General features: G+C 72.8%; 14 protein-coding genes, 2 tRNA genes and 1 pseudogene. 4 read left to right on the top strand and 13 right to left on the bottom strand.

The genetic code is table 11. The features are described 5' to 3' along the window. The first annotated feature begins 70 nt into the window (after positions 1–70). Positions 71–877, top strand: coding sequence for a transposase family protein (locus tag RLT57_RS07910; RefSeq protein ID WP_311296653.1), 807 nt, complete (start codon positions 71–73; stop codon positions 875–877). Positions 878–1,006: 129 nt separating this feature from the next. Here the strand turns inward: RLT57_RS07910 and RLT57_RS07915 are convergent, their stop codons facing one another. Together RLT57_RS07915 and RLT57_RS07920 are read right to left on the bottom strand one after the other, a co-directional pair. After that, positions 1,007–1,156: a hypothetical protein gene (locus RLT57_RS07915; RefSeq protein WP_311296654.1), complete on the bottom strand. Its 150-nt coding sequence runs from the start codon at positions 1,154–1,156 to the stop codon at positions 1,007–1,009. Positions 1,157–1,342: 186 nt separating this feature from the next. Beyond that, positions 1,343–1,418: transfer RNA gene (locus RLT57_RS07920), tRNA-Ala, on the bottom strand. A gap of 365 nt (positions 1,419–1,783) precedes the next feature. On the opposite strand from RLT57_RS07920, the gene RLT57_RS07925 reads away from it, so the two are divergent. After that, positions 1,784–2,851, top strand: a complete 1,068-nt coding sequence (locus RLT57_RS07925; RefSeq protein WP_311296655.1) for an alkene reductase — start codon at positions 1,784–1,786, stop codon at positions 2,849–2,851. Here RLT57_RS07925 and RLT57_RS07930 read toward each other — a convergent pair. After that, positions 2,778–3,929, bottom strand: a complete 1,152-nt coding sequence (locus RLT57_RS07930) for a hypothetical protein (RefSeq protein ID WP_311296656.1) — start codon at positions 3,927–3,929, stop codon at positions 2,778–2,780. The genes RLT57_RS07925 and RLT57_RS07930 overlap by 74 nt on opposite strands. Before the next feature lie 137 nt (positions 3,930–4,066). Here RLT57_RS07930 and RLT57_RS07935 point away from each other — a divergent pair. Further along, positions 4,067–4,669 (top strand): annotated as a pseudogene (locus RLT57_RS07935) (hypothetical protein). A 105-nt stretch (positions 4,670–4,774) separates the two neighbouring features. Here RLT57_RS07935 and RLT57_RS07940 read toward each other — a convergent pair. The 6 genes from RLT57_RS07940 to RLT57_RS07965 form a co-directional block, all read right to left on the bottom strand. Continuing rightward, a tRNA-Ala gene (locus RLT57_RS07940) sits at positions 4,775–4,847 on the bottom strand. 78 nt (positions 4,848–4,925) lie between these two features. Continuing rightward, positions 4,926–5,579, bottom strand: coding sequence for a histidine phosphatase family protein (locus RLT57_RS07945; RefSeq protein ID WP_311300625.1), 654 nt, complete (start codon positions 5,577–5,579; stop codon positions 4,926–4,928). A gap of 1 nt (position 5,580) precedes the next feature. Continuing rightward, positions 5,581–6,012, bottom strand: a complete 432-nt coding sequence (gene rsfS / locus RLT57_RS07950; protein WP_311296657.1) for a ribosome silencing factor — start codon at positions 6,010–6,012, stop codon at positions 5,581–5,583. Positions 6,013–6,112: 100 nt separating this feature from the next. After that, on the bottom strand, positions 6,113–8,062 hold the full coding sequence (locus RLT57_RS07955; protein WP_311296658.1) for an LCP family protein: 1,950 nt from the start codon (positions 8,060–8,062) through the stop codon (positions 6,113–6,115). A 29-nt stretch (positions 8,063–8,091) separates the two neighbouring features. Beyond that, positions 8,092–8,694, bottom strand: coding sequence for a nicotinate-nucleotide adenylyltransferase (nadD, locus tag RLT57_RS07960; protein ID WP_311296659.1), 603 nt, complete (start codon positions 8,692–8,694; stop codon positions 8,092–8,094). Between the two features lies 1 nt (position 8,695). Next, on the bottom strand, positions 8,696–8,845 hold the full coding sequence (locus RLT57_RS07965; RefSeq protein ID WP_311296660.1) for a hypothetical protein: 150 nt from the start codon (positions 8,843–8,845) through the stop codon (positions 8,696–8,698). A 138-nt stretch (positions 8,846–8,983) separates the two neighbouring features. On the opposite strand from RLT57_RS07965, the gene RLT57_RS07970 reads away from it, so the two are divergent. Continuing rightward, the gene (locus tag RLT57_RS07970) at positions 8,984–10,156 is read left to right on the top strand and encodes a M48 family metallopeptidase (RefSeq protein ID WP_311296661.1); all 1,173 of its coding nucleotides are present in this window, start codon (positions 8,984–8,986) and stop codon (positions 10,154–10,156) included. On the opposite strand, the gene RLT57_RS07975 is transcribed toward RLT57_RS07970, so the two are convergent. From RLT57_RS07975 to RLT57_RS07990, 4 genes are all read right to left on the bottom strand, one after another. After that, positions 10,116–11,186 (bottom strand): hypothetical protein, encoded by a 1,071-nt coding sequence (locus RLT57_RS07975; RefSeq protein WP_311296662.1) that lies wholly within the window; start codon positions 11,184–11,186, stop codon positions 10,116–10,118. The two genes, RLT57_RS07970 and RLT57_RS07975, sit on opposite strands and share 41 nt — an antisense overlap. A 63-nt stretch (positions 11,187–11,249) precedes the next feature. After that, positions 11,250–11,675 carry a hypothetical protein gene (locus RLT57_RS07980; RefSeq protein WP_311296663.1) on the bottom strand — a complete coding sequence of 142 codons (426 nt, stop codon included), beginning with the start codon at positions 11,673–11,675 and terminating at the stop codon, positions 11,250–11,252. A gap of 117 nt (positions 11,676–11,792) precedes the next feature. Then, a complete protein-coding gene (locus RLT57_RS07985) occupies positions 11,793–13,079 on the bottom strand; it encodes a glutamate-5-semialdehyde dehydrogenase (protein ID WP_311296664.1) in 1,287 nt (428 codons plus the stop codon). Positions 13,080–13,248: 169 nt separating this feature from the next. Next, positions 13,249–13,737 carry a hypothetical protein gene (locus tag RLT57_RS07990; protein ID WP_311296665.1) on the bottom strand — a complete coding sequence of 163 codons (489 nt, stop codon included), beginning with the start codon at positions 13,735–13,737 and terminating at the stop codon, positions 13,249–13,251. Positions 13,738–13,888 lie beyond the last annotated feature (151 nt).

Here is a 13,888-nt window from a genome sequence, read left to right on the forward strand (position 1 = left end):
GGCAGACGTAAAGCCCCTGGTAGGACAGGTCTCACCACAAGATCTTGTCCGAACCACCAGAGGCTTCACGTTGGTCACCTATGTTGCCACGCTCGACGTCCCGCGCTACGTCGTGGACCACCTGTCCCGGCTGGCCGCCCACCGTCGCCGCATCGGCACCCCGCGCGGCAGCCGGGCGCTCGGTCCGTTCCGTCAGGCCGTGCCCGTCCTGCGCTGGTTCCGCCAGCAAGCCTGCGTGCACTGCCCGGCACAGGACGCCGGAGTCTCCCAGGCCACCGGCTACCGCCACCTCCACGAGGGCATCGGCGTCCTCGCCGACCAAGCCCCCGCCCTGCACCAGGTCCTCGACCGCTGCCGACGCGAAGGCATGACGCACGTGATCCTCGACGGCACCCTCATCGAGTCCGACCGCCTCGCGGGCGTCCGCGACAACGGCAACGACTTGTGGTTCAGCCGGAAACACAAAGCGTTCGGCGGCAACGTGCAGTTCCTGTCCGCCCCGGACGGAACCCCCTTATGGGTCTCCGACGTCGAACCCGGCTCCACCCCCGACATCACCGCCGCCCGCATCCACGCACTGCCCGCCCTCTACAAGGCCGCCGCCCACGGGCTGCCGACCCCGGCAGACAAGGGCCACACCGGCGCCGGCATCGGCATCCACGTGCCGGTCCGCCGACCGAAAAGCCAGTCCGAGCAGGCCCTCCACGCCGACACCCGAACCACGAACACCCTCATCAGAGACCTCCGCGCACTCGGCGAACGCGCCGCCGCCGAACTCAAAGAACGCTGGCGCGCTCTCAAACACGTCACCCTCAGCCCACGCCGGATCGGCGACATCGCCCGCGCCGCACTCGTCCTCAACGAAATCTGGAAATGATCTTCGCTGAGAAAACCTCAGTGAGAACGGCTCAGCGCCCGGCTGCAAGGCACCGACCACGACCTCAGCGCAGCCATCGAGGCGATCGGGCTGTGCCTCGAACTACTTCAAAACCCGCAAGCCCTTTACCTACTCTGCGACGACGAGCATCGCCGCGTGCGCAACCTGGCCCTGTTCCACAGCCTGTACCTCGATGAGGAAGTCTCCGCCGGCGTCACCGTCGACCACAGCCTGCACGAGCCTTTCGCCACGCTGCACGAGGCACAGCGCGCCCGACAAGCCCTGAAGACACTCACCACGGGCGAGAACGCCCCTGGTGGGCCGGCTGCAGCCCCAAGCGCCACAGGCGCGGCCCAACACAAAAACAGCACCCTCCCCCGGAGGGGAAGGGTGCTGCCTGGGACCTGGCCCTGGCCGCCCTGGTAGGCGGCCATTGGAAGGGCAAGGGTTCCAACGGTACTTCTCTGGTGGAGCTACGGGGAATTGAACCCCGGACCTCTTGCATGCCATGCAAGCGCTCTACCAACTGAGCTACAGCCCCGCGTGCGGCGGGCGGTGGGGCCCGGCGACTCGGGGTACTTTACACGGCCCCCGGGGTGGTGAGGCAAATCCGGCGGCGGGGTGCGCCGGGGCGGGCGGGGCCACGGCCCCGGGGTCCGGCGGCGGGTCGACCCGGGTCCGGTCGGGGTCCGGTCGGGGTCCGGTCGGGGTCCGGCGCGGGGCAACCCGGGGCCGACACGCAGCAGGGCGGTTCGGGGCCGACGCGGGGGAACCGGGTGGGGCGACCGGGCCGGGAGTTCATGAAACCTCAATATTCCGCGGGGGCTTCCCGGGTTACGGTGGCCCCCGGCCGGGCGTCCGGGGCCGGCCGCCGAGATCGTCGTCGGACCCGGTCAGGAGGCCGCCGTGACCACCGCGTTCGACCCCATCGAGCTGGCAGGGCTGAGCCTGGCCAACCGGATCGTGATGGCGCCGATGACCAGGAGCCGAGCGTTCGGGCCGGGGCAGAGCCCCACGGACGCGGCGGTGGCGTACTACGCGCAGCGCGCCTCCGCCGGGCTGATCATCACCGAGGGCACGCAGCCGTCAGCCGCCGGACAGGGGTACCCGGACACCCCGGGGCTGCACAGCGCGGGGCAGGTCGCCGCCTGGCGGAAGGTCACGGACGCCGTGCACACCGCCGGCGGCCGGATCTTCGCGCAGCTGATGCACACCGGCCGGATCGGGCACCCGTCGGTGTCCCCGCACGGGCTGGTCCCGGTGAGCCCCTCCGCCGTCGCGCCGAAGGGGCGGATCTACACCGCCGACGGGCCCAAGGAGTACGTGGTACCCGAGGAGTTGGACGAGGACGGCATTTGGCGGACCATCGCCGACCACGTGTCCGCCGCCCGCAACGCGATCGACGCCGGCTTCGACGGGGTCGAGGTGCACGGCGCCAACGGCTACCTCGTCCACCAGTTCCTGGCACCCAACTCCAACCTGCGCACCGACGGCTGGGGCGGGGACCACGAGGGCCGGGCCCGGTTCGCGGCGGAGCTGGTACGGGCCGTGGCCGAGGCGATCGGCCCGCACCGTACGGGGCTGCGGATCTCCCCCGGCAACCCGCTCGGCGACATCGACGAGCCCGACCCCGGGCCCACGTACCTGGCGCTGCTCCGCGCCCTGGAGCCGGTCGGCCCGGCCTATCTGCACATCACCGAGACCGGGGACCGGGCGCTGACCCTGGAGCTGCGCAAGCGGTTCGGCGGCGTGGTCATCCTCAACGCCCGTACCGACGGCCGCCCTTCGGGTCCCGAGGAGCTGGCGCTGGTCGAGGACGGCACCGCCGACATGGTGTCGTACGGCGCCCTCTTCCTCGCCAACCCCGACCTGCCCCGCAGGCTCCGCTCGGGCGGCCCGTTCAACGCCCCGGACCGGGCCACCTACTACGGCGGCGACGAGCGCGGCTACACCGACTACCCGGCGCTGGCCTGAGCGCCGGAAGGCCCGGAAAAACGCCTCGCGGCCGGGCGGCAGGCGACCCCGGGGCGCCGGCAGACCCGGCGGTACGGGAAGGCCCGGCGGCCGGGCGGGAAGCGTAGGGCAGCCCCGCCAGGGCCCCCGCCGCCGACACCACCACCAGCGCCGCCGTGACGGCGAAGGCGTGCACCGACGGATGCGGGCCCGGCAGCGCCAGCCGGTTGAGGAACAGCGTGCCGAGGGTGGCCACCCCGATCAGCCCGCCCGGCTGCGTCACCGTCGCCGGCAGCCCGCTGGCGTCGGCCGCGTCCTGGGGTACGACCTTCGCCAGCGCGAGCGTGAACGTCGGGCTGAACGCCGCCCCCAGGCCGAGCCCGAGGCCGAGCAGGGCGACGTAGAGCCACGGCCCGCCGGTTCCGCCGCCGCGCAGCGCCAGGCCGAGCCAGGCCAGCGAGAGCCCTGCGACCGTCATTCCGGAGGTCGCGGGCCACGGCCGCCAGGCCACCGGCAGCCGCCGCCAGGTCAGGCCGATCCCGCCGAAGCCGACCGCGCAGGTCGCGAACGCCAGCCCGGTGCGCAGCGCGCTGAAGCCGAGCCCGGACTGGAGGTGCAGCGCGACCGCGAACAGGAAGCCGGCGTTGACGGCCATGGACGGCGTGATCACCGCGACGGCCCGTGCCATACCCGGCGCCCGCAGCACCCGGGCGGACACCAGCGGCGTCCCGCCGCGCCGGGCCGGCCGGGACTCGATGACGGTGAAGAGCGCGAAGAGCAGCACGCTCAGCCCCAGGCAGACCCGGCCCCACACCGGCCAGCCCTCCTCCTGCCCCAGCCCCTGCCCCAGCACCAGCACCAGCACCAGCACCAGCACCAGCACCAGCGGTACGGTGAACAGCGTGAGGGCCGCCGCCAGCGCGGTCAGCCCCGGCAGGTCCAGGCCGCGGCGCCGCTCGGGGGCGGTGCGCACGTCGCGCGGCAGCACACGCGTGGCGGTCACCAGCATCGCGGCGCCGATCGGCACGTTGACCAGGAACACCGGCCGCCGGCCGGTGCCGAACAGGTCGGGGCTGACCAGCGGCCCGCCCAGCGACATGCCGAGCGCGCGCCCGGCTCCGGGATCGGCGCCGCCGGCGGACGGGTGGGCCGCGGCCCACGGGGCGAGTGCGGCGGACGAGGCCGCGGACGGGGCCGCGTGGCCCGGTCACCGACGAGGAGGCCGTCGGCGCCGACGTGCTGCGCGTCCTGGAGTCGCTGGACCCGCTGCCGGCCGTGATCTACAACGGGCGCTACGACGTGGTCGGGTCGAACTCCGCCTACCGCACGCTGTGGCCGATGACCGCGCTGGTGAACCGGCGCGAGCGCAATGTGCTCTACAAGCTGATCACGGTGCCGCAGTGCTGATCCACCTTCGTCAACGCCGCCGAGGAACTGCCCTGGATGGTGGCGCAGCTGCGCCGGCCGTACGGGCGGCACGTGGGCGAGCCGGCCTGGGAGGCGTTCGTCGCGCGGCTGGTCGAGGAGAGCCCGTACTTCGCGCGGCTGTGGGCGCACGGCGACGTGGCCGCGCCCGGCCGCCGGGTGAAGGTCTTCCGGCACGCCGCCGTCGGCGTCATCAACCTGACGTCGCTCTCGCTGACCATCGACGGGATGTCGGAGCACCGGATCGTGGCGTACGCCCCGGTCGCGGAGGAGGACGGGTCGCGGATCGAGCGGCTGCGGGCGGTGGCGGACCCGGTCATCGGCCGCGAGGTGCACGGCCGGCCGCTGTCGGAGCCGCTGGCGGCGCAGGCCGAGCGGGCGGCGGTCACCGGATCCGCGGTTCCGGTGTCATGAGAAAAGCGCCCCTCCCCGGGGGGGAAGGACGCTGTCGGACAACAGACCCCTACCGCCTTTGCAGGCGCCCTTCGAAAGAACAGGGGTTCCGACGGTACTTCTTTGTGGAGCTACGGGGAATTGAACCCCGGACCTCTTGCATGCCATGCAAGCGCTCTACCAACTGAGCTACAGCCCCGCGTCCGCCCGGTTGTCGCGGCGACGAGAAGAAGCATAGCCGGTGAGCGCGCCGGAAACGAAATCCTTACGGCTGGCCCTAGGAGTCGTCGCCGAGCACCGCTTCGGGCAGGGTGCCGGCGTTGTGCTCGTTGAGCCGCCAGCCCCGGACGCCCTCGCCGAGCACCGACCAGCAGCAGTTGGTGAGGCCGCCGAGGGACTCCCAGCTGACCGGATCCAGACCGAGCAGCCGGCCGATGGTGGTGCGGATGGTGCCGCCGTGGCTGACCACGACGAGCACGCCGCCGTCGGGCAGTTTGTCGGCGGCGTTCAGCACAAGAGGCGCGGCCCGGTCGGCGACCTCGGTCTCCAGCTCGCCGCCGCCGCGCCGCACCGGCTCGCCGCGCTTCCACGCCTCGTACTGCTCGCCGTACCGGTCGAGGATCTCGGCGTGGGTCAGGCCCTGCCAGACGCCCGCGTAGGTCTCCCGCAGGCCCTCGCAGGAGGTGACGGGCAGGCCGGTGAGCGCGGACAGCTCGGCCGCGGTGGCCGCCGCCCGGCGCAGGTCGGAGGAGATGATGGCGTCCGGGCTCAGCGCGGCCAGCAGCCGGGCGGCGCGGCGCGCCTGGGCGACGCCCGTCCCGGTCAGCTCGATGTCGGTGGTGCCCTGGAAGCGCTGTTCCAGGTTCCACGCGGTCTGGCCGTGCCGCCACAAGACGATGCGGCGCCCCCGGCCGCCGTTGCCGCCGTTCAGCTCAGGCTCCCTCGTCCTCGCCCGCGGCGGAGGCCCGCGCGTGGGCCTCCGCCTTGCCGCGGGTGGCCACCGCCTCCTCGGGCAGCTCGATCTCCGGGCAGTCCTTCCACAGCCGCTCCAGCGCGTAGAAGACCCGCTCCTCCGAGTGCTGCACGTGGACGACGATGTCGATGTAGTCGAGCAGCACCCAGCGCCCGTCCCGCTCGCCCTCGCGCCGCACGGGCTTGACGTCCAGCTCCTTGAGCAGGGTCTCCTCGATGCCGTCCACGATGGCCTTGACCTGCCGGTCGTTGGGCGCGGAGGCGACCAGGAAGGCGTCGGTGATGGAGAGCACGTCGCTGACGTCGTAGGCGATGATGTCGTGCGCGAGCTTGTCGGCCGCGGCCTGGGCGGCGTGCCGGGTCAGCTCGATGGAGCGGTCAGTGGCGGTCACAGAAGCGGCTTTCCGGTCGGGGGCTGGTCGGTCAAGGGTCTCACGACCCTCCGACAGCCCCCGACCGGACCAAGGCCACCCGGGTGCGCGGCCTACGGCGTCAGTCGTCCGACGGCAGCTTGTAGTCCTTGCCGAGGACGACCACGACGTCCGCGTTGGACGGCACCGTGCCCGGCTGCACCGCGCTCGCCGGCAGTCCCAGGGTGGCGGCCACGTCCTTGGCCGCGGCGAGCCGGGCCGGGTCGGCGTAGCGCACCTGGGACAGCGGCTGGGTGCTCGCCGCCTTGCCGCCGGGCACGTACACGTACGTGCCGCCGTTCACGATCGCGGCCTGGGCGATGTCGGCCGCCTTGGCGGTGCCGGTGGCGTCCTGGATCTGCACCCGGGCCTGCGCCGAACTCCCGCCGGTCTGCTTGACGTTGCCGCCCAGTACGTCCTTGACGACGCTGCCGGCGGCCTGGGCGCCGAGCGTGCCGTCCGGCTGCACCGCCATCATCGCGGTGTCGTAGGCGCCGGTCTTGGCCAGCTCCGCCAGCTGGGCGAGCGAGGCGCCCAGCTGCTTGTCGGTCAGCGACGGGTCGAGGATCTGGCTGAGTCCCTGGACGGTCCTGGTGGCGTCGTCGGCGTCGCTGGGCATCTTCTTCAGCACCGCCTGCATCACCTGGCCGAAGCGGGCGAGCTGGTCGGTCTGCGACTCCCCCGGCCCCTTGTACGTGGCGTACGCCACGGCGGCCTGGCCGGTCAGCTCCTCCTGGGGGCCCTTGGGCACCAGGGTCGTCCCGCTGTCCTTGCCGGTGCCCTTGACCGCGGTGTCGGTGTTCACGAAGACGTCGCCGAGCGAGTCGACCAGGAGTTCCAGGTACGGCGAGTCCAGCCGCCAGCTGCCCTTGATGTCGGTGCCGAGCAGCGCGTTGAGCGCGTCCCGGGTGGGGCCCACGCCGTCGGCGACGGACTTGTCCAGGGTGGTCGTGGTGCCGTCGTCGGCGCCGACCTGGAGCCCGCCCGGGATCAGTACGGTGGTGCCGCGGCCCTTGGTGGCGTTGTCGACCAGCAGCGCGGTGGAGCTGGGGCCGCCGTTGACCGGCAGCATGTGGACGACGATCACGTCGCGCTTCTGGGCGCCGCCGGAGGCGACCGGCGCGGTGCCGGCCTGGTTGAGGCCGGGGATTCTGCCCGCGTGCCACAGATAGCCGCCGGCCCCGAGCACGGCCAGCACCAGCAGGACCGCCAGGCCGACCTTGCGGTTGTGGCTGCGCCGCCTGGCCTCCTCCCGGCGCTCGGTGCGCGACTCGGAGAACTTCAGCCAGTCGATGACCTCTTCGGACTCCTCCGACGCCTCGTCGAGGAAGGAGAACTGCTCGGTGTGATAGCCGGCCGCGGGCTCCGCCGCCGGTTCGGGCGCGGCCGGCGCCTCGGGCCCCAGCGGCTGCGGGCCGGTGTTGTGGAGCGGCTGCTGCCCGGTGCCATAAGGAGGCTGCTGCCCGGTGTCGTATATCTGCTGCTGCCCGGTGTCGTAAACCGGCTGCTGACCCGTCTGGTACGGGGCCTGCTGTCCCGTGTCGTATCCCTGCGGCTGCGGGCCGGTGTCGTACGCCTGCTGCTGCCCGGTGTCGTAGACCGGCTGCTGCCCGGTGCCATAGAGAGGCTGCCGACCCGTCTCGTACGCCTGCTGCCGGCCGGTGTCGTAAACCGGCTGCTGACCCGTCTGGTACGGGGCCTGCTGTCCCGTGCCGTATCCCTGCGGCTGCTGCGGCTGCTCGTAGTACGGGCGCTGGGGCTGCTGCGGGATCCAGCCCGGCGGCTGGCCGCCCTGGTGCTGTCCGCCCTGCTGCGGGGCGCCCTGCTGCTGGCCGCCGTACGTCTGCGAGGGGTCGGTGTAGTACGGATCCGCGTACTCCTGCTGCTGGAGATCCTGCTGTGGCGCGAGGGGCCTGCCGTACGCGTCGTAACCGTAGTGCTGCTGCTGGTAGTAAGGGTCCTGCGCGTAAGGGTCGCTCTCGTTGTCGGGACCGCCCTCGGCATACTGCCAACGGGGGTTTGCGTCGTTCACGAGGAACCCCTTCGTGTGTTTTTGCGCCGCTACCCGGTCGCGTCCCGGTACAGCGCGCGTTTGTCGATGTAGCGCACCACACCGTCCGGAACCAAGTACCAGACAGGATCCCCCTTGGCCACCCGCTGGCGGCAGTCCGTGGACGAGATCGCCAGCGCCGGTACCTCCACCAGTGACGCCCCGCCCTCAGGGAAGCCCGGGTCGGACAGGGTATGCCCCGGACGTGTCACGCCGATGAAATGTGCCAGGGAGAACAGCTCCCCGGCGTCCCGCCAGGAGAAGATCTGCGACAGGGCGTCGGCACCGGTGATGAAGAACAGGTCAGCCGTCGGGTGCTCCGCGCGCAGGTCCCGCAGGGTGTCGATGGTGTATGTGCGGCCCGCGCGGTCGATGTCGCTGCGGCTGACCGAGAACTGCGGGTTGGAGGCGGTGGCGATCACCGTCATCAGATAGCGGTCCTCGGCGGCCGAGACCTTGCGGTCCTCCTTCTGCCAGGGCTGCCCGGTGGGTACGAACACCACCTCGTCGAGGTGGAAGAGGCTGACCACCTCGCTCGCGGCCACCAGGTGCCCGTGGTGGATGGGGTCGAAGGTACCGCCCATCACGCCGATGCGCTTCTTCGCGGCGGACATGTCAGTCCCGGTTGAAGCGGGTCACGATCCAGAGCAGCAACAGCAGCGCGCCGAGCGCGCCGAAACCGGTCAGGTACGGGCTCAGGCTCGGGTGGTTACCGCCGCCGGACTCGGCGAGCGTGGTCAGGGCGGTGGCTGCGGCAGGCGACATGGGAGCGGACCCTTTGCGTACTCGGGGACGGGCGGCGAGACTCTGGGGCACATCGTACGGGCGGACTCCGGGGAACTTCGCGCAGGCTCCGCGCGTCCAGCACTGTGAACCGGTCGGCGAGCAGGGGGTTGGGCCAGTATGTCCGAAGCGCAGGGACCGCAGGGACCGAGCGAACCCCGGGAGGGGCCGGACGGGGCGCCGCGGGACGACCGGGTCAGCACCGAGAAGCTGCTGCCGGGCCGCAACCGCCGCCGTTTCCCCGACATCTCCTCACGGGCCTACGAGCACCCGGCCGACCGGTCCGCGCTGGTCGCTCTCCGCAAGCTGAGCGGCTTCGACACCGTCTTCAAGGCGCTGAGCGGGCTGCTGCCGGAGCGGAGCCTGCGGCTGCTGTTCCTGTCGGACTCGGTCCGGGTGGGCGACGAGCAGTTCGCGCATCTCAACGCGATGCTGCGCGACGCCTGCGCCATCCTGGACCTGGACAGGCCCCCGCTGCTCTACGTCAGCCAGAACCCGCAGCCGAACGCGATGTGCATCGGCATGGACGAGCCGATCATCGTGCTCACCACCGGCCTGGTGGAGCTGCTGGACGAGGAGGAGATGCGCGCGGTCATCGGCCACGAGGTGGGGCACGCGCTGTCCGGCCACTCGGCGTACCGCACGATCCTGCTGTTCCTGACCAACCTGGCGCTGCGGGTGGCGTGGATCCCGCTGGGCAATCTGGCGGTGCTGGCGCTGGTCACCGCGCTGCGCGAGTGGTTCCGCACGTCGGAGCTGTCCGCCGACCGGGCCGGGCTGCTGGTCGGCCAGGACGTGCGGGCCTCGATGCGCGGCCTGATGAAGCTGGCCGGCGGCAACCACATCCACGAAATGAACGTGGACGCGTTCCTCCGGCAGGCCGACGAGTACGAGGCGGCCGGCGATCTGCGGGACTCGGTGCTCAAGATCCTGAACGTGCTGCCGCGCAGCCACCCCTTCACCACCGTCCGCGCCGCGGAGCTGCGCCGGTGGGCCGCCTCCCGGGACTACCAGCGGCTGATGGACGGCCACTACCCGCGGCGCAGCGAGGACAAGGACGCCTCGGTCGGCGAGACCCTGAAGGAGTCGGCCCAGCACTACGCCGACACGGTGAAGCAGAGCAAGGACCCGCTGATAGGTCTGATACGCGACCTGTCCAACGGCGCCGGCGGCCTCGGCGGCAGGCTGCGCGACCGGTTCACCGGGGCGGGCGCCGCGGCCGGCCCGGCGGAGAAACCGGCCGAAGGACCGGCTAGCGGACCGTCGTCGGGGGACCCTCGGCCGGAGGGCTGAGCGGGGCGCACACCGCGCCCACCGGCCGGTCGTGGTCGTAGGGGTCGGAGTCGGCCACCGGGCCGGGCGCGGTGTCCCCGGCCAGTATCGGCCGGAAGCCCTGCACCGGATGGGCGCACGGCAGCGGCCCGGCCGCCACGTCGGCCTCGACGACCTCGATGTGGTGGTCGCGCAGGTCCCGGTGGTCGAAGCGGAAGCGCAGCTGGCGGCGGACGGTGAACAGCGAGGCGGCGCCCTCGGCCGAGCCGGGGCCGCGCAGCGCGTACACGAAGGTGTGGTCGGCGCTGATCTCCAGCTGGTCGTCGCTGGTCTCGCCGGCGTCCAGGGTGCCCTGCACCCGGATGTCGCCCACCAGGGTCACCCGCGCGGCCGGGTCGAAGCGCACCAGCCAGCCGGTGGCCTCGTGCCGGCCGTCGGCGGCCGGGCTGGTCAGGCTGGAGTCGAACTGGTCCAGCTGCCCGGGGTCGAGCAGGTCGCGGACCTTGCGGACGTCGCCGCCGGTCACCGTCTGCCGGTCCACCCCGGAGTCGAACAGGTACTCGCGCGCGGTGTCGTACGCCTGCCGGACCTCGCTCCGGTCGAAGTCGCCGACGCGGTGGGCCGGCGGCGGGTTCAGGCCCTCGACGCCGACCGGGTAGTGCGCGGCGGCGGCGCCGGTGAAGGGCGCGTCGGCCGGCACCGCGGGGACCGGACCGGCCGGCACCAGCGGGATCACGGTCACCTGCAGCCGCGCGCCGGCGCCGGGGGCCGCGGCCCGGTACGGGTGGCGCACGCCCATGTAGATCGCGAAGCCGAAGGCCAGCACGATCAGCAGCATCAGCGCCACCGCCTGCCGGGCCAGGCCGCGCGGCAGCACATGGCGGATCCGGACCGCCCGGGGCGCCCCGGCCAGCCGCTCCTGGGCGGAGAACTCCTGGATACGGGCAGCCCGGACGAACGATTCGTCGAAGACGACGGACCGGTACTCGTCGTCGCCGCCCCCCGGGGCGCCCTCGGGCGTGCCCTGGGGAGGGTCTGCGGACCCGCTCATATCACCAGGTTAAGTCCGTGCACGGGTGAGGAAACCTCCCGGGACCGGTCATGTCGACACGGCTCAGGGCAGGGGGGTGGTGAGGACGGGCTGCATCCGCTGGGTACCGACCGGGCCGCTGGACGGCGGCGGCGCGGTGGGCTGCCGGGTGCCGCCCGCGCCCCGGTAGACGGCGGCGAAGGTGAGGGCGACGACGCCTATGCCCATCACCACCGCCAGCGCCCAGGCGACCGGGCGGTGCCAGCGGGTGTTGCCGCCGCGGTACGGATGCCCGGCCGCGTACAGCTCGTCGGAGACCGGAGCCAGGTCGTCGTCCAGTTCGGGGACGGCGGCCGGCTCCCTTCTGTGCCGACCGGACCCCGGCTGCGGCAGCGCGGGGCCTTCGGCGACGGCGGGCATCCGTTCCCGGGCCGTGGGCTCGTGGAACAGTGCGGACCGTACGAAAGCTTCGTCGAGGACTAGGGAGGCGAACTCGTCATCGTCCGGCATCTGTTCAGGGTAATGCGCGGGCAGGCCCTTTGGGCAGGGGAATCGGCCCCGGCTGTGGACCGGCTGTGAGCCGTCCGGGTGCGGTGGAGGTACGGGCGGATACGGGTGGGACCGGGGTCAGCGGATGTGACCGTCGCCGGTGACGATGAACTTGGTGGAGGTCAGCTCGGGCAGTCCCATCGGCCCGCGGGCGTGCAGCTTCTGGGTGGAGATGCCGATCTCGGCGCCGAAGCCGAACTGGCCGCCGTCGGTGAAGCGGGTGGAGGCGTTCACCATCACGGCGGCGGCGTCGACCAGCTGGGTGAACCGGCGGGCGGCGGACTGCGAGGTGGTCACGATGGCCTCGGTGTGGCCGGACGACCACAGCCTGATGTGCTCGACGGCGGCGTCCAGGGAGTCCACCACACCGGCCGCGATGTCGTACGACAGGTACTCGGTCTCCCAGTCCTCGGCGGTGACGGGTGCGACGGTGGCCTTGCTGCCGGAGGACTCGGCGAGCGCCAGGACCCGGGGGTCGCCGTGCACGGTGACGCCGGCGTCGGCGAGCGCGTCCAGCGCTCGGGGCAGGAAGCGGTCGGCGATGGCCCGGTGGACCAGCAGGGTCTCGGCGGAGTTGCAGACGCTGGGCCGCTGGGCCTTGGAGTTGACCAGGATGTCCACGGCCGTGTCGATGTCGGCGTCGGCGTCCACGTACACGTGGCAGTTCCCGGTGCCGGTCTCGATCACCGGGACGGTGGAGCCCTCGACGACGGTACGGATCAGGGCGGCGCCGCCGCGCGGGATCAGTACGTCCACCATGCCGCGGGCCCGCATCAGCTCGGTGACCGACTCGCGGCTCTCGCCGGGGACGAGCTGGACGGCGTCGGCGGGCAGCCCGGCGCCGCCCACCGCGTCGCGCAGCACGGTGATCAGCGCGGTGTTCGAGGCGTAGGCGGAGGACGAGCCGCGCAGCAGCACCGCGTTGCCCGACTTCAGGCACAGCGCGGCGGCGTCGACGGTCACGTTGGGGCGCGCCTCGTAGATGATGCCGACCACGCCCAGCGGCACCCGCACCTGCCGCAGGTCGAGGCCGTTGGGGAGGGTCGAGCCGCGCAGCACCTCGCCGACCGGGTCGGGCAGCGAGGCCACGTGCCGTACGTCGGCGGCGATCGCGGCGATCCGCTCCCGGGTCAGGGTCAGCCGGTCGACGACCGACTCGCGGGTGCCGGCCTCGCGGGCCCTGGCCACGTCCTCGGCGTTGGCCGCGAGCACCTCCTGGGTGCGCACGACGAGGGCGTCCGCGATGGCCAGCAGGGCGTCGTCCTTCGGCGTCCTGGGCAGCGGCGCGAGGTCCGCGGCGGCGGCGCGGGCCCGGTAGGCCGCGAGCAGCACGGGCGACTTGGGCAGCGGCGAAGGCAGCGTCATGGGTGCAGCCTACCGAGTGAATCCGGTGCGGCCGGAACGGCTGCCGAACAGGCCGACCGGGGGCGGGGCTCCGGCGCGGGCCGGCCGGAGGGGATACGGGGAAGGCCGTGCGCGGGCAGGGGCGGGCGCGGCGCGGGCGGACGCGGGAAACGGGCGGGCGGACCGGCGGTCAGAAAGGGTGCACGCCGACCGGCACCGCGGGCGGCGGCCCGTAGCCCTCCGCGAGCCGCTGGTGGTAGGTCGCCCGGTCGATGACCGCCAGGCCCACCGTCTCCCAGGGCGGCAGCCCGGCGGTGGCCCGGTGCTCGCCCCACAGCCGCAGCGCGATCGCCGCCGCGTCGTGCAGGTCGCGGGCCTCCTCCCAGTAGCGGATCTCCGCGTGGTCGGTGGCGTAGCGGCTCGTCAGCAGGAAGGGGTGGTCGTGGGCGAGCTGTTCGAGGCCGCGTCTGACCTCGGGGAGCGGCGTCTGCGGTCCGGAGACGTTGAGGGTGATGTGCCACAGCCGGGAGTTCTGCTGCTCCTCCGGCCTGGTCTGCGCTCCGCTCTCACCGGTCTCACGGATCCGGCCGACATCGCTGTCGGCCGGAGCGCTGTCGACGCTGACCAGCGCACGCTCCGCGGACCCCCTGGCCGACGGCCCTGGGCGCCCTCGCTTCACCGGCGGCCTCCCTGTGGGTGACGTTCCCTGGCGCCGTCCGCGAGCCGGTGCGGACGGTCCCTGGGCATCAGGTCTGCCTCAAGTTGAGCAGGCTCGGGCGCAGCGCGCGGCCGTTTGGCAGAAGAAGCAGGTCAGGGAGGCGGCAGGACCG

The organism is Streptomyces sp. ITFR-21 (genome assembly GCF_031844685.1).
Lineage (GTDB): Bacteria > Actinomycetota > Actinomycetes > Streptomycetales > Streptomycetaceae > Actinacidiphila.